This is a genomic window from Chromobacterium sp. (assembly GCF_041912965.1).
Lineage (GTDB): Bacteria > Pseudomonadota > Gammaproteobacteria > Burkholderiales > Chromobacteriaceae > Chromobacterium > Chromobacterium aquaticum.
On record NZ_JAYSGF010000063.1, the window covers coordinates 1 to 15,546 of the forward strand.

Here is a 15,546-nt window from a genome sequence, read left to right on the forward strand (position 1 = left end):
AAGGCCGACGTGAACCACTTCCACGCCGCCGGCGGCATGGGCTTCGTGATCCGCGAACTGCTGTCCGCCGGCCTGCTGCACGAGGACGTGGGCACCGTGGCCGGCCGCGGCCTGTCGCGCTACGCGCAGGAGCCGTGGCTGGAGCAGGGCGAACTCAAATGGCGCGACGCGCCGACCGATAGCGGCGACGACAGCGTGCTGCGCACCGCCGCCGATCCCTTCTCCGCCGACGGCGGCCTCAAGCTGCTGTCCGGCAAGCTGGGCCGCGCGGTGATCAAGGTATCCGCGGTCAAGCCGGAACACCGGGTGGTGGAAGCGCCGGCGCTGATCTTCCACGACCAGAACGACATGCTGGCGGCGTTCAAGCGCGGCGAGCTGGAAAAAGACTTTATCGCGGTGATCCGCTTCCAGGGCCCGCGCGCCAACGGCATGCCGGAACTGCACAAGCTGACCCCGGCCTTGAGCATCTTGCAGGAGCGCGGCTTCAAGGTGGCCCTGGTCACCGACGGCCGCATGTCCGGCGCGTCCGGCAAGGTGCCGGCCGCCATCCACGTATCGCCGGAAGCCTTGTCCGGCGGACCGATCGGCAAGGTGCGCGACGGCGACCCGGTGCGGCTGGACGCCAATAGCGGCGAACTGACCGTGCTGGTGGACGAGGCCGAATGGGCCGCGCGCGAACCGGCGCAGGCCGACCTGACGCATAATGATTTTGGCATGGGCCGGGACTTGTTCGCGGTGTTCCGCTCGGTGGCAGACCACGCCGAAGCCGGCGCCACCAGCTTCCGCCATCCCGACTTCCACCCCGCTTCTTGGAGAAAATGAATATGGACGCATTGACCCTGCTGCGCCAAGGCCCGGTTGTTCCGGTGATCATCGTCAACGACGCGGCCGTGGCCGTTGAGCTGGCCCAGGCGCTGGTGGCCGGCGGCGTGCGCGTGCTGGAAGTGACGCTGCGCACCAAGGCCGCGCTGGCGGCGATGCGCCGCATGCGCGACGAAGTGCCGGGCGCCATCGTCGGCGCCGGCACGCTGCGCACCCGCGCCCACGTGGAAGCCGCCATCGACGCCGGCGCGCAATTCGGCGTCAGCCCCGGCTTCACCCCGGAGCTGGGCGCCGCCGCCCGCGCCGCCAATCTGACGCTGATTCCCGGCATCGCCACCCCGTCCGAGGCGATGCGCGCCCAGGACGAAGGCTTCACCATCCAGAAGCTGTTCCCGGCCGAGGCCGTGGGCGGCGTCAAGCTGCTCAAATCGCTGGCCAGCCCGTTCTCCGATCTGCGCTTCTGCCCCACCGGCGGCATCGACATCAAGAAAGCGCCGGAATACCTGGCGCTGCCCAATGTGCTGGCCGTGGGCGGCAGCTGGCTGACCCCGGACGACGCCATCGCCAACCGCGATTGGGACCGCATCACCCAGCTGGCCTTGGAAGCGAGCCAGCTGCATAGGAATTAAACGACGTTGCTTCTTTACAGGGCCTCCCGGCCCTGTTTTTTTTAGTGGGCCGCCCGCCGCCGGCCCGCCCCTGTCCGGTTTTGTCCTTCCTTTCCCCCGCCAATTGCCTAAGCTCAAGAAGCAGGACTTCATCGCCTGCCGGCCCACGCCCGCGCCGGCGACGGCTCACCTATTGGAGACCCCTATGCAAGTGGCGGAAATATTTGAAAAAGCGTCGGGCAAGCTGCCCATGGTGCCCAAAGTGGTACAGGAACTGGTGGCCAGCTTTCACCGCACCGACGTGAACATAGACGACATTACCGACAAGGTGGGACATGACCAAGTGCTGACCGCGCGCGTGCTGCGGCTGGCCAATACCGCGCGCTTCGGCGGCAGCCGCCGCGTGGGCTCGCTGGACGACGCCATCGTCCTGCTCGGCTTCGACAACCTCAGGGTGCTGGTGATCGCCTCCGGCGTGACCGGCGCCACGCTGGGCATCCAGGGCTTCGACATGAAGGCGTTCTGGCAGCGCAGCTTCGCGATGGCCAACGCCGCCAAGCGGCTGGCCAAGCTGGCCCGGCTGGACCCGCAGCTGGGCTATACCTGCGGCCTGCTGTCCAATATCGGCGAACTGGTGCTCTACGTGGCGGTGCCGGAACAGGCGCTGCAAATCGACAAGATCGTCGCCGGCGGCGCCGACCGGGTAGCCACCGAGCGCATGCTGCTGGGCATGGACCTGACCGAGGTGGGCGCCGAACTGGCGCGGCGCTGGAGTTTCCCGGACGAAATCCAGGAAGCCATCTTCAACCAGCATGATCTGCTGAACGAGGAAGTGTCGCCGTACGCGCTGCTGATCGGCCTGGCCTCCTTCATGATTTCCGGCTTCAGCCACGCGATGAGCGAGGAAGACATGCTGGCGACGCTGCCGGCCAATGTGATGGAGCGCGCCGGCCTGAAACGCGAGGACCTGGCCGCGGCGCTGCCGGAGTTGCGCGAGGCGTGCACCGCGCTGGACGAGATGTTCTGAGAACTTGTTCAAAGTCTGCTGCGCTTCGGCGATACGGCGAGTGCCGCTTCGAAATGCTCATGTACCACGAGTACATTCCGCTTTCTCAGCCGCAACGCCTTGTCTCGCTCTTGCTCGCGAGATTTTGAACAGGCTCTAAGCCCCCTCCGGCCGGACGCAAAAAAGGCGGCCCAAGCCGCCTTTTCACACCTCTCGCAGGGCGGACTCAACCGGCCTGGCCGTCCGCCTCGCCCGTCTCCGGCTCTGCTTCGGACGCCTCGTCCTCGGCGGCGTCGACATGGCCGAGCACCCCGACGCAGCGCAGTTCGATTTCCTGCATCAACTCGTCGATGCGGATCACCGACAGCTGGATGCGATCGCCGCGCGCCAGCTCCGGCAGACCCGGGATGCGCACCCGCATCGGCAGGCCGTCGATGCGCACCAGATCCTCCTTGATGAAGGTGGCGGTGGGCGCGCTGATGCCCTCCTGACTGAACCAGCGCAGGCACCAGAAATGCTCCATCCGGTCCTGGAAGCCCAGGTAGGCGGAGTAAGTGGTGTCGAAGTCGCGCAGGATGGCGAACAACATCGCGTCGCCCTGCTCGAACTGCGGCTTCTCGCCACGGATCATCGACATCAGCTGACGCTGGTTGATGAAGTCGGTGGCGCGGCGCAGCGGCGATGTCGCCCACGCGTACTGGGCGACGCCCAGGCCGGTGTGCGGCTCCGGCCGCGTGGTCATCCTCACCTTGCCCATGCTCTGCGCGCGGTACATGCCGGGAATGTCGGCCTCGGCCAGCATCCGGCCCCACTCGCTATTGGCCAGGATCATCAACTCGGACACCAGCTTGTCCATCGGCGCGCCGCGCTTGCGCAAGGTGATCAGCACCTTGCCGTCGACCACGTCGAAGTTGTAATCCATCTGCACCGGCCGCGTCGGATCGTACTTGCCGCGGCGCTTCTCCAGCGCTTCGGCGAACTGCCAGAACCAGATCAGCTCCTGCTTGAACGGATAGTCCACGCCCGGATCGCAGGCCAGCGTTGCTTCATTGAAGAACTGCTCCAGCGCGCCATGGCGCAGGTTGGCGGCGATATGCACCTTCTCGATGCGGTTCTCGTAGGCCACCGGCTCGAACTCCGGCGTCACCTCCACGTAGAGGCTGAGCGCCGGGCAGTCGTGGCCTTCCTTCAGCGTGAACATTTCCACCAGGTCGTCCGGCAACATGGTGATCTTGTCGCCGGGGAAGTAGACGGTGGACAGGCGCGACAGCAGCAGCTTTTCCAGCGGCGAATCCAGCCCGATGCCCAGCGAGGGCGCGGCGATGTGGATGCCGACGCGCTTGTTGCCGTTGGGCAAGTCCTGCACCGACAAGGCATCGTCGATCTCGGTGGTGTTGGCGTCGTCGATGGAGAAAGCGCGCACCGGCGACAGCGGCAGATCTTCCGGCAACGCCGGCAGCTCGTACTTGCCGAAGCCGCGGCCCTTGGGGAAGAACTCCAGCATGAAGCCGGCCATCAGGTAGTCCGGCACCGAGGAAATGCCGCCGGCCTTGTCCGCCAGCCGCAGCGGCGGCAGGTTGAGTTCGCGCGCGGCCTGGTCGAAGGCCTTGAACTCCAGCGTGTTCTTGTCGGGTTTCCACAACAATGTCATCAACTGGCTGCGGATCGCCTCCGGCAGCTGGCCGGCTTTCAGCTCGACCACCCACTGTTCGATCTGCTCCTGCTCGCGCTTCTTGCGCTCCAGCCCGGCCAGCGCCGCCTTCAACGCCTCTTCCGGCGCCTTCTTGTAGCGGCCCTTGCCCTTCTTGTAGAAGTACATCGGCGCGCCATACAGCCGCGACACAATGGCGGCGGACTCCGCCGCCGACGGCGCGTGGCCCCAGTAATCGGCAGCCAGCGCCTCATAGCCGAACTCATCGTCCGGGCAGCATTCCCACAGGAAATCCAGGTCAATATCCGCGGCAAGTTGCTCTACCATGGGCAGAAAATCGCCCAATGCAGAGCTAAACTCCAGGAAAACATTCGCCGCCTTGATCTTGGCGCGCTTGCCATGCTGGGTATCCACTTGCAGACTAGCGTCATTGCGCGAAACGATGCTGCCGACCTTAAAGCCGCCGCTCTCTTCGTAAAAAACGTTCATTAAAAATTTTTGCCAGGCCGTTGCAATCCAACGGCGAATTATAACAGCGCGCCTCAGGCGCGGCTTCAGAACTTGAATATTGGACGACCGGGTCCACCGGGGAATACTCGATCATGTCGCAACATCAGGCTTTCAAACAACGTGTGCACCTGGCACAGGAAATCGATCGCATCGGCCACATGCTGGTCACGCGCTGGGAGCGGCCGCTGGCCGCCCACCTGCTGTCATTGATCCTGCGGCTGGAAGATCTGGTGCGCGAGCAGGATCTGAACGAAATCACCGGGGAAATCCAGACCCTGTCGCGGCTGCTGCAAGGCTGGATCCAACAGCCGCAGAGCCAGCCGTCGGAAAACGAGCGCTACAACCGCCTGCGCCATCACCTGGGCCTGGTCAGCCAGCTGGGCATGATGGAACGCAAGGACGGCCTGCCGGAAATCGACTACGACAATCTGCTGGGCGGCGGCCTGGTCACCCTCTATCTATGGCTGCCGCAAGACGTGGACGCCACGCCGCTGATCCAGCAGCTGTCCTGCTACGGCATCCACGCCAAGGTGATCCAGCAGGCGGCCAAGCTGGCCCAGGCGCTGCAGGACAAGGCGCCGGAAGCGGTGGTGGCGTTTACCGAATTCGCCGCCAACGACCCCATCCTGCTGCTGGCGCCCACCATCAGCAGCATCTGCCCGCTGATCCTGACCTCGCCGCTGCACGATTTCCAGGCGCGGCTGGCGGCGGTGCGCGCCGGCGCCGGCAGCCTGCTGGACTGGCCGCTGCAGGCGCATCAGCTGATAGATCAATTGAGCTTCGGCGATCTGGGCGAGAAACGCGAGCCGCTGCGCGTGCTGATCGTGGAGGACATGGAATCGCTGGCCGGGCTCTACTCCAGCGTGCTCAACGCCCAGGGCGTGGAAACGCGCGAGGAAACCCAGCCGGAGCGGGTGCTGGAAATGATAGAGCAATTCCGCCCGGACCTGATCCTGATGGATATGTACATGCCGCAGTGCAGTGGCATGGAACTGGCCAAGGTGATCCGCCAGCAGCGGCTGCTGGACGGCATCCCGGTGGTGTTCCTGTCGGTGGAGAAACGCCAGGCGGTGCAACTGGACGCGCTGACCCTGGGCATAGACGGCTTCCTGACCAAGCCGGTGGCGCCGGAAGAACTGATCGTCACCGTGATCAACCGCGCGCGCCGCTATCGCAAGCTGCGCTCCTACATCATCAACGACAGCCTCACCGGCCTGCTCAACCACTCCCATTTGCACGGCCAGCTGGAATACAGCATCCAGCGCGCGCGCCGCGAACAGCGCGCGCTGTCGTTGGCGATGCTGGACCTGGATTTCTTCAAGGCCATCAACGACAGTCACGGCCACCCGGCCGGCGATGAACTGCTGATCAATCTGGCGCGCTTCCTCAAGGAGCGGCTGCGCAGCAGCGACCTGGTGGGCCGCTACGGCGGCGAGGAATTCGCCATCGTGCTGCCGGGCACCAGCCAGCAGCAGGCGCTGGAGCTGATGGATCAGCTGCGCCAGGATTTCAGCCAGATTCAGCAGCGCGCGCCGGACGGCGATTTCCGCCAGACCTTCAGCGTGGGCATCAGCTCGCTGGCCAGCGCCGGCTCCAGCACCGAGCTGGTGCAGCAGGCCGACGAAATGCTCTACCTGGCCAAGGCCAACGGCCGCAACCGGGTGGAAACCATGCCGGGCTGAGCCCGGCCCGGACGCGAAAAAGCCCGGACCACCGAGAGGTTCCGGGCTTTTTTTCGGACGCGGCGCTTAGCCCCGCATCCAGGATGCCTGTTTACGATCCGCGTTCTCAAAACCTGTTAACGCCGTATCGCCTAAGAACCTGTTCAAAGTCTCGCGAGCAAGGGCGAGACAAGGCGAAAACGAGCGAAAAAGCGGAATGTACAGGTGGTACATGAGCATTTTGAGCTCGGTTTCAACGCCGTATCGCTGAAGCGCAGCAGACTTTGAACAGGTTCTAAGCGCGGCAGGCTTTGAAAAGCCTCAGGCCTCGGTCAGCACCAGGCGCACGCCCTGCTCTTCCAGCAGCTTGGTCACCGGCTCCGGCGGCAACGAATCGGTGAACACGGTGTGGAATTCACTGATATGGCCCATGCGCACCAAGGCGTTGCGGCCGAACTTGCTGTGGTCCGCCGCCAGGTAGCGGTGACGGGCGTTGGACATCATCGCCTGCGCCACCCGCACTTCGCGGTAGTCGAAGTCCAGCAGCGAGCCGTCCGGCTCGATGCCGGACACGCCGATGATGGCGTAGTCCACCTTGAACTGATTGATGAAGTCCAGCGTGGCCACGCCGGTGATGCCGCCATCGGACGCGCGCACCGTGCCGGAGGTGATCATCACCGTGAAATCCGGATTGGTGGACATGATGGAAGCAACGTGGATGTTGTTGGTGATCACCCGCAAACCCTTGTGCGTGCTGGTCAGCGCCTGGGCCACCGCCTCTATGGTGGTGCCTATGCTCATGAACAGCGAGGCATGATCGGGGATGCTGCTGGCGATCATGTCGGCGATATGCGCCTTTTCGCTCTGGAATTTTCCTTTGCGCGCGAAATAATCCTCGTTCTCCACGCTGCTGCCCAGCGCGGCGCCGCCGTGGTAACGGCGCAACAGATTGGCTTCGCACAGCTGATTGATATCGCGGCGGATGGTTTGCGGGGTGACATCGAGCAGCCTGGCCAACTCTTCGATCGGCATGAAGCCGTTTTCGCGGACCAGCTGCAGAATCTTGTCGTGACGGGGTGAGCGGCTCATAACTATTCGGAATCGAAAATCACGTCACTTTAGTAACATATTTTGCGGGTCAGCGGCAAACAGAACCACTATTCCAGCTTGATATCGGCCAATAGTGTTCGTTTATTGCGTATTTTTTACTCAACCAGCCGCCTGTCCCTCCTCTTGCGGCTCCTTCAGCCGCGCCAGGAAATCGCGCAGTTGCTCCAGCGGCATCGGCCGCGCCAACAGATAACCTTGCAGATAATGCACGCCGCTCTGCTGCAGATAGGCGCGCTGCTGCTCGGTTTCCACGCCCTCGGCCACCATGGTGATGCGCAGTTGCTTGGCCAGGTCGATGATCATCTCCAGGATGCGGTTGGCGATGGAATCGCTGCCTATCGCCGCCACGAACACCCGGTCTATCTTCAGGTGATCGGCATGGATGCGGTTGAGCTCGGCCAGGCTGCTGTGGCCGGTGCCAAAATCGTCGATGGCGATCTGCACCCGCATCCGCCGCAGCGCGGCCATCACCTGCTGGCTTTGCGGCGTCACCCGGATAGGCTCGCGCTCGGTCACTTCCAGCACCAACCGCGGCGGCGCGTCCGCGAAGTGTTGCAAAAACGTCCGGCAGTCATCCACCAGCTGCGCGTGCTGCAGATGGCTGGGCGATAGATTGAGCGCCACGAAGAAGCGCTCGGGCAGGGACAGCGCGGCCATGTCGGCGGCCACCCGCCGCATCAGGTAGCGGGTGATCTGGATGATCATGCCGGAGGCCTCCGCCACCGGGATGAACAAGTCCGGCGGCGCCAGGCCCTGGCGCGGATGCTGCCAGCGCAGCAGCACCTCCACCCCCATGCAACGGCGGCCGCAGGCGTCGAACACCGGCTGGTAGTAAGGCAGGAACTCCTGATTGCGCAGCGCCAGCTGGATTTCGCCGCTGACCGAGCCGCGCTTGCGCAGATAGCCCAGCAACAAGGCCGCGCCGACCACGCCCACCGGCAGCAACAGCAGCAAGGCGCGCAGCAGGCGCGCCGACGCGCCGCTCCACAGGTAATCGACGTCCACCCAGCTTTGCACCGCCAGCGGATAGCGCTTCGACGCCGCCATCACCCGCAGCGCCGCGTCGGCGGGCACGCCGGCGACGCCCGCCTGGGTCGACAGCACCGCCTGCTGGCCGTTCAACACCAGCAGCGAGCCGCTGCGGCCGTCGTCGGCCTGTCCCGGCAGCAGCGGACTGAAATAAGCCAGCTCCACGCTGGCGACGACACCCTGGCCCTGCCCGGTCAGCAAGGTGCGCATCAGGAAGGGGCGCTTGGGATACAGCGGCCCGGAACCCTGGCGGTAGATCAGCTGCCGCGGCGCCGACGGCGTGAACGGCAACACCGTGTCCTGCGCGCCCAGCACCGAGGTGCAGTACAGGCGGCGGCCGTCCAGCAGGCCTAGCGAACGGATATAGGGATCGAAGGCCGCCAGCGACACCAGCCGGGCGCGCGCCTGCCGGCAAGGCAGCCCGGCCAGCGGCGCGGCTTCGTCCAATGAGCGGTCCACCTGGCCGAACACCTGGTCCACCGAACGCACCGCGCGCGCCGCGGCGCTTTGCAACTGGGCCTGCACGTCCAGCTGGTAGCGGTTCCAGGTCAGGGGCAGGCCTATCGCCGCCGGCAACAGGGCCACCAGCAGCACCAAGGCCCATTCCGCGGCATTGAGGCTGCCGCGGAATTGATTGCCTCGGCTGATCAGGTGACGGAAGCGATGGCGACTAAACACGTTGTTCCCCGGCGTGACGGAATGACAAGGGACAGCCTTGCGCCCGGGCCATGACCACGCGCGACCATCCGCGTCATGGCTGACGCTGGCGAAGAAATCATGAAAAGGCGGGGACTGTCAGGATGAGGGGCGGCCGGGCCTTGCCACGTCGCCCCGGAGGAGGTTCGGACACCCGCCGCGCGGCGCGCGGCGCCACGGTAGTGCGAAGCCCTCGAAGTCAGGCGCTAAAGATAACGGTTTAGTCCGAGTCGGAAAAGCTAATTAGAAAGATTTATTTAATAAAATGTCTTTGATTGACTAGATATTGATATAAATTGCCGCAATCGGCCATGCCATCGCGCTAGGCCGGGCCGCCGGAAAAGAACAAAGGGCCGCGCACCGCCGAAACCGGCGGCGCGCGGCCCTGTCGTGATCAGGCTAGACCGGCGCTTAGCACCTGTTCAATGTCTGCGGCGCTTCAGCGATACCGCGTTAAAAACCAGCTCAAAATGCTCATGTACCACGAGTACGGCAAGTCGGCGCAACGCAGCATCAGGGGTTTGGTTAGCCGCTCTTATTCGGCCCGCAGGCGCTGGCGGTGGCGCTCGATCTGCAAGCGCACCTGCCGCGGCGCGGTGCCGCCCACGTGGTCGCGCTGCGCCAGGCTGCCTTCCGGGCTCAGCACCGCGAACACATCATCCTCGATCAAGGGCGAGAACTCGCGCAGCTTGGCCAGCGACAGATCGGCGATGTCCACGCCCTGCTGCTCGGCGTGGCGCACCGTCAGCGCCACCACCTCGTGGCTGTCGCGGAAGGGCACGCCCTTTTTCACCAGGTAGTCGGCCAGATCGGTGGCGGTGGCGAAGCCTTGCAGCACCGCCGCGCGCATCGCCTCCGGCTTCACGGTGACGCCACGCATCATGTCGGCGTAGATGCGCAGGGTGTCGATCAAGGTGTCCGCGGTGTCGAACAGCGGCTCCTTGTCCTCCTGGTTGTCCTTGTTGTAGGCCAGCGGCTGCGCCTTCATCAGCGTCACCAGCGCGATCAGATGGCCGACCACGCGGCCGGACTTGCCGCGCACCAGCTCCGGCACGTCCGGGTTCTTCTTCTGCGGCATGATGGAGCTGCCGGTGCAGAAGCGGTCGGCGATGTCGATGAAGCCGACGCGCGGGCTCATCCACAGGATCAGCTCCTCGGACAGCCGCGACAGATGCACCATCACCAGGCTGGCGGCGGCGGTGAATTCAATCGCGAAGTCGCGGTCGGACACCGCGTCCAGCGAGTTGTGGCAGACATCGTCGAAGCCCAGCAGCTGGGCGGTGTAATGGCGGTCGATCGGGAAAGTGGTACCGGCCAGCGCCGCCGCGCCCAAGGGCAGGCGGTTGACGCGCTTGCGACAGTCGCTCATGCGCTCGGCGTCGCGCGCCAGCATTTCCACATAGGCCAGCATGTGATGGCCGAAGGTCACCGGCTGCGCCACCTGCAAATGGGTGAAGCCGGGCAGCACGGTTTCGGCGTGCTGCTCCGCCAGGTCCAGCAGGCTGTGCTGCAGCTCGCCGATCAGGCCGACGATGGCGTCGATCTGCGCGCGCAGCCACAGGCGGATGTCGGTGGCCACCTGGTCGTTGCGGCTGCGGCCGGTGTGCAGGCGCTTGCCGGCGTCGCCGATCTTGTCGGTGAGCCGGCGCTCCACGTTCATGTGCACGTCTTCCAGATCCACGCTCCACTCGAAGCGGCCGGCGCGGATATCGTCCAACACCTCAGCCATGCCTCGTCGGATCGCAGCCAGGTCTTCGGCGGACAGCACGCCGGCGCGCTGCAACATGGCGGCGTGGGCCAGCGAGCCCTCGATGTCGAATTCGGCCAATCGTCGGTCGAAATCCACCGAGGCGGTGTATTTCTTGACGAGTTCGGATACCGGCTCCGAGAAACGGCCGGACCAGGCGTGTTGATCTTGCATGGCAATGCTTTCTACGATGGCTGCGGACGAAAAATTTGGCGAAACTCCGGGGGCGCGCGGCGCCGCCGGGAATCCCCTACTATGCCAGCGGCGAGCGCCTTCGGCCAGTGCGGGTTTTCCTTGCTATGATGCGGCTATCCTATTTCCCCCCGCGCCCTCATGCCGCCACCGCCGCCCTCCAACCTGCCCGACTACCGCAACCTGGGCGTGCAACTGCGCGCGCTGCTGCTGCTCGGCCTGTTCCTGCTGGGCGGCCTGCTGCTGGACGGCGGCGGCGAACCGCCGGCCTGGCGGCTGCTGCGCCTGGCCAGCCAGCAAGTGCCCGGCGCCCTGCTCAGCCTGGGCCTGCTGGCGCTGCTGGGCCCGCGCCTGCACCGCCGCCGGCGCACCGTGCTGGCCACCGCCGGCGTCTGCCTGCTGTCCTTCGCCCTGTGCGGCCGCCTGCTCAGCCCGCTGGAACCCATGCCCTGGGGCCAGGTGCTGCTGGCCGGCGCGGTGGGCGGCTTGATGCAGCACTACCTCAATCTGCGCGCGCGCGCGCTGTCGCCGGCGCTGTCCGAAGCGCGGCTGATCGCGCTGCAGGCGCGCATCCGCCCGCACTTCCTGTTCAACAGCCTCAACGCCGCCATCGCGCTGATCGGCCCCCAGCCGGACAAGGCGGAAATGGTGCTGGAAAACCTGGCCGATCTGTTCCGCGCCCAACTCGCGGACCCAGCGCGGCAATCCACGCTGGGCCGCGAGATCGAACTGGCGTCCATGTATCTGGCGATAGAAGCGGTGCGCCTGGGCGCGCGCCTGCAAGTGAGCTGGGACGTGCAAGCGCCGCTGGACGCGGCGCTGCCGCCGCTGATCCTGCAACCGCTGGCGGAAAACGCGGTGTTCCACGGCATAGAACGGCTGCCCGACGGCGGCGAAATCCGCATCCAGGCGCGCCGCCACGAGCAGCAGCTGGAATTGACCATCAGCAATCCGGTCAACCCGGAACCGGCGGCTGCCGCGCCCGGCCACCACATGGCGCTGGACAATCTGGCCGAGCGGCTGGAGCTGTATTTCGACGCCGAGGCCTCGCTCAGCGCCCGGCTGGACGGCGAGCGCTTCGTCACCCGCATCCGCCTGCCTTACCGCCCGGCGCCAACCCAGCAGCCGGGCTGAGAACCTGTTTACGATCTGCTGCGCGTCGGCGAAACGGCGTTGAAAACGACTTCAGAATGCTCATGTACCGTATGACCATTCCGCTTCTTCAGCCGTTTTCGCCTTGTCTCGCTCTTGCTCGCCCGATCGTAAACACGCTCTGAAAGCCGTCTATACTGCCCCTATCATCCGATTGAAACAGCTGATAGGAACATCATGGGAAAGAACCGGCTGGAAGCCTTCAGCGACGGCGTGCTCGCCATCATCATCACCATCATGGTGCTGGAACTGAAAGTACCGCACGACACCACTTGGGCGGCGCTGCAAGCGCACTGGCCGGTCTTCCTCAGCTATGTGCTCAGCTTCATCTACGTCGGCCTGTACTGGAACAACCACCATCACTTCTTCCACGCCATCCAGCGCGTGGACGGCCGCGTGCTGTGGGCCAATCTGCACCTGCTGTTCTGGCTGTCGCTGATCCCCTTCGTCACCGGCTGGATGGGCGAAAACCACTTCGCGCCGCTGCCGGTGGCGCTGTACGGCGTGGTGCTGCTGATGTGCGCGCTGGCCTGGTGGCTGATGCAGCAATCGCTGCTGTGCCTGCCCGGCAACCGCAGCCGGCTGTCCGAGGCCTTGGGCAAGGACATCAAGGGCAAGCTCTCCCCGCTGTGCTATCTGATCGGCATTGCCGCCGCCTTCCACTGGGAATGGCTGTCCGCGGCGATGTACGCGCTGATCGCGCTGATCTGGCTGGTGCCGGACCGCCGCATCGAGCGACTGCTGGCGGAGGAATAAGGCGGTTTCCGTTCCATTAATAAACACTATCAAACAAATTGTAATTTAAGATTTAACAAAACTATCGTCGCTTCCGATAATGGCCGCTCCCTTAGTAAATGTTCTAATAATTTATGGGAGTGCCAATGTCAGTTCTGACCTTTTCCGTGAACCGCAAGCTTTTCACCCTGGCGCTGGCTTGTAGCGCCACCCTGGCCCAAGCCGCCAACCTGACCCAGGACAACGGCGCGCCGGTGGGCGACAACCAAAACAGCCAGACCGCCGGCCCCAACGGCCCCACCCTGCTGCAAGACATCCAGCTGCTGCAAAAGCTGCAGCGCTTCGACCGCGAGCGCATCCCCGAGCGCGTGGTGCATGCGCGCGGCGCGGGCGCCGGCGGCGTCTTCGTCGCCAGCGAAGGCTTGCAGGACGTCAGCCGCGCCCTGGTGTTCCGCAAGGGCGAAAAAACGCCGGTGTTCGTGCGCTTCTCCACCGTGATCGGCAGCCGCGGCGCGCCGGAAACCGACCGCGACCCGCGCGGCTTCGCCACCAAGTTCTATACCGCCCAGGGCAACTGGGACCTGGTGGGCAACAACCTGCCGGTGTTCTTCATCCGCGACGCGATCAAGTTCCCGGACATGGTGCATTCGCTGAAGCCGGACCCGGTCAGCAATGAGCAAGACCCCAACCGCGTGTTCGACTTCTTCTCCCATCTGCCGGAATCCACCCATATGCTGACCCGGGTGTACTCCAACTACGGCACCCCGGCCAATTACCGCGAAATGAACGGCAGCAGCGTGCACGCGCTGAAGCTGGTGGCCGCCGACGGCCGCTACCAATACGCCAAGTTCACCTGGAAATCGCGCCAGGGCGAACGCAATCTGCGCCCGGACGAACTGCCCAAGGTGCAGGGCCAATCGGTCAGCCACGCCACCGCGGACCTGCTGCAAAGCATAGAACAGAAGCGCTACCCGTCCTGGGACTTGTACGTGCAGTTGATCCAGCCCGAGGACATGACCCGCTTCGCCTTCAACCCGCTGGACCCCACCAAGGTGTGGACCGGCGTGGCGGAGCGCAAGGTGGGCACCATGACGCTGAACCAGGTGCCGGCCAACTTCTTCGAAGCCACCGAGCAGGTGGCGATGTCGCCGGCCAATCTGGTGCCGGGCATCGAGGCCTCGGAAGACCGCTTGCTGCAAGGCCGGCTGTTCTCCTATCTGGACACCCAGATGCACCGCGTCGGCACCAATTTCCAGGCGCTGCCGGTGAACCGCCCGCGGGTCGAGGTGGTGAACAACAACCAGGACGGCGCGCATAACGCCTCCGGCCGCCAGGGCAGCGTCAATTACGAGCCCAGCCGGCTGGCTCCCAAGCCGCAGGACCCGCAGTTCAAGCACAGCCGCCTGCCCTTGCAGGGCAACACTCAGCAGGAGGCCATCGCCAAGACGCTGAACTTCCAGCAAGCTGGTGAGTTCTATCGCTCGCTGAGCGCGCAGGACCAGGCGGACCTGATCCGCAATCTGTCCGGCGACCTGGCCAAGGTGCGCAATGTGGAGACCCGCGACATCATGCTGTCGCACTTCTACAAGGCGGACCGCCAATATGGCGAGCGCCTGGCCAAGGCCTTGAAGGTGGAGGTGAAGGGGATTGAGCGCAGGGCGGCGCTGTTGCAGGAATAAGCGTAGCCGCTTGAGTGAAGCGGGGCGGCCCATGGCCGCCCCGTTTTTGCGTGCGCGCCGCGCCATGGCAGCGGTGCCGGCGGGGTTTGGTGGGCATCGCCTATCGGCTCCACCCACTCGGCAACAAGACTTTAGCGCCGTTGTCGCGTGTTCCGCGCCTCCAGCCAGGTGCGCAGGATTTGCGCGTCGTGCAACTGGTGTTGGCTGTCGAGATGGCGGTAGACCCTAACCCGGCGCGCGCCCAGCCACAGCATGTGCTCAAGGTAGTTGAAGAAGCCCATCCAATGGCCGCGCTGGCTGCGGTCGCTGAAGTCGATGTCGCGGGCGACGCGGCTGAGCAGGCCGGAACCAACGTAGTCCGGATTGTCCTTCAGCCATTGCAGCAGATGGGCGGCGCATTCGCGGCCATAGGCGCAGGCGATGTCGTAGTTCTCGGAGGCAGCGGGCATTTGCCAGTAGTGGGGGTAGTCGCGGGAGGGCAGGTAGCGGACGAAGGGGAGCAGGGTGGCCTGCTGTTCGCGGGCGGCCAGTTTGTAGCGGCGGCGGGAAGGTAGGGTGTAAGACATGGTGTTTCTCCTGCTGTGACACAAGATAAACCACCTGCCGGGAGAAGCGGAGGTATTAGGCAGGCGCGTGGCAGGATTGGCGTACCGGAACAAACTAACCGGCGAGTGCAGGCACTCTCCCACAACGCACCTGCCAATCAGATACAGCCATGGAGAGATGACGAATATATGCGCAGAGGCCTATATCCGAGTTTGTTAACGAGACGCCAATCCCGTGTGCCGCATGTGGGCGGCAACGGGGGGATTGTTGCTGAGGGAGTGCTTGGGGTCAAGGTGGGGTGGTTTGGGTCGTTAGGTGTGTGGGTTTTGTATCCGCTGCGCGGATGATGATTTAGGGCCGGTTCCGCCCGGCGAACGGGGAGGGGGCGGGCCGCCGCCCCCT

General features: G+C 64.7%; 12 protein-coding genes. 7 read left to right on the top strand and 5 right to left on the bottom strand.

Going from position 1 to position 15,546, the window contains the following annotated elements; genetic code table 11:
- The 3 genes from ACE3QM_RS21470 to ACE3QM_RS21480 form a co-directional block, all read left to right on the top strand.
- Positions 1-822, top strand: an 822-nt coding sequence (locus tag ACE3QM_RS21470) for a dihydroxy-acid dehydratase (protein ID WP_374424732.1), incomplete at its 5' end; no start/stop codon positions are given.
- Positions 823-824: 2 nt separating this feature from the next.
- Positions 825-1,451: a bifunctional 4-hydroxy-2-oxoglutarate aldolase/2-dehydro-3-deoxy-phosphogluconate aldolase gene (locus tag ACE3QM_RS21475; RefSeq protein ID WP_048408066.1), complete on the top strand. Its 627-nt coding sequence runs from the start codon at positions 825-827 to the stop codon at positions 1,449-1,451.
- Positions 1,452-1,635: 184 nt separating this feature from the next.
- The gene (locus ACE3QM_RS21480; protein WP_048408065.1) at positions 1,636-2,457 is read left to right on the top strand and encodes an HDOD domain-containing protein; all 822 of its coding nucleotides are present in this window, start codon (positions 1,636-1,638) and stop codon (positions 2,455-2,457) included.
- Positions 2,458-2,662: 205 nt separating this feature from the next.
- Here ACE3QM_RS21480 and ACE3QM_RS21485 read toward each other — a convergent pair whose 3' ends face one another.
- Positions 2,663-4,576 carry a ribonuclease catalytic domain-containing protein gene (locus ACE3QM_RS21485; protein WP_048408064.1) on the bottom strand — a complete coding sequence of 638 codons (1,914 nt, stop codon included), beginning with the start codon at positions 4,574-4,576 and terminating at the stop codon, positions 2,663-2,665.
- 113 nt (positions 4,577-4,689) lie between these two features.
- On the opposite strand from ACE3QM_RS21485, the gene ACE3QM_RS21490 reads away from it, so the two are divergent.
- The gene (locus ACE3QM_RS21490; protein ID WP_231464296.1) at positions 4,690-6,279 is read left to right on the top strand and encodes a diguanylate cyclase; all 1,590 of its coding nucleotides are present in this window, start codon (positions 4,690-4,692) and stop codon (positions 6,277-6,279) included.
- Positions 6,280-6,579: 300 nt separating this feature from the next.
- Here ACE3QM_RS21490 and ACE3QM_RS21495 read toward each other — a convergent pair whose 3' ends face one another.
- The 3 genes from ACE3QM_RS21495 to argH form a co-directional block, all read right to left on the bottom strand.
- Entirely contained in the window at positions 6,580-7,347 is a 768-nt protein-coding gene (locus tag ACE3QM_RS21495) for a DeoR/GlpR family DNA-binding transcription regulator (RefSeq protein WP_043639141.1), read from the bottom strand.
- Positions 7,348-7,467: 120 nt separating this feature from the next.
- Complete coding sequence (locus ACE3QM_RS21500; RefSeq protein WP_374424736.1) at positions 7,468-9,075, bottom strand: EAL domain-containing protein; 1,608 nt, start codon at positions 9,073-9,075, stop codon at positions 7,468-7,470.
- 553 nt (positions 9,076-9,628) lie between these two features.
- Positions 9,629-11,014 (bottom strand): argininosuccinate lyase, encoded by a 1,386-nt coding sequence (gene argH, locus ACE3QM_RS21505; protein WP_048408063.1) that lies wholly within the window; start codon positions 11,012-11,014, stop codon positions 9,629-9,631.
- 159 nt (positions 11,015-11,173) lie between these two features.
- On the opposite strand from argH, the gene ACE3QM_RS21510 reads away from it, so the two are divergent.
- The 3 genes from ACE3QM_RS21510 (at position 11,174) to ACE3QM_RS21520 (ending at position 14,598) form a co-directional block, all read left to right on the top strand.
- Entirely contained in the window at positions 11,174-12,166 is a 993-nt protein-coding gene (locus tag ACE3QM_RS21510) for a sensor histidine kinase (protein ID WP_374424738.1), read from the top strand.
- 195 nt (positions 12,167-12,361) lie between these two features.
- Complete coding sequence (locus ACE3QM_RS21515; protein WP_048408061.1) at positions 12,362-12,940, top strand: TMEM175 family protein; 579 nt, start codon at positions 12,362-12,364, stop codon at positions 12,938-12,940.
- Positions 12,941-13,065: 125 nt separating this feature from the next.
- Positions 13,066-14,598 carry a catalase gene (locus tag ACE3QM_RS21520; protein ID WP_374424741.1) on the top strand — a complete coding sequence of 511 codons (1,533 nt, stop codon included), beginning with the start codon at positions 13,066-13,068 and terminating at the stop codon, positions 14,596-14,598.
- A 131-nt stretch (positions 14,599-14,729) separates the two neighbouring features.
- On the opposite strand, the gene ACE3QM_RS21525 is transcribed toward ACE3QM_RS21520, so the two are convergent.
- Positions 14,730-15,164 (bottom strand): hypothetical protein, encoded by a 435-nt coding sequence (locus tag ACE3QM_RS21525; RefSeq protein ID WP_374424743.1) that lies wholly within the window; start codon positions 15,162-15,164, stop codon positions 14,730-14,732.
- Positions 15,165-15,546 lie beyond the last annotated feature (382 nt).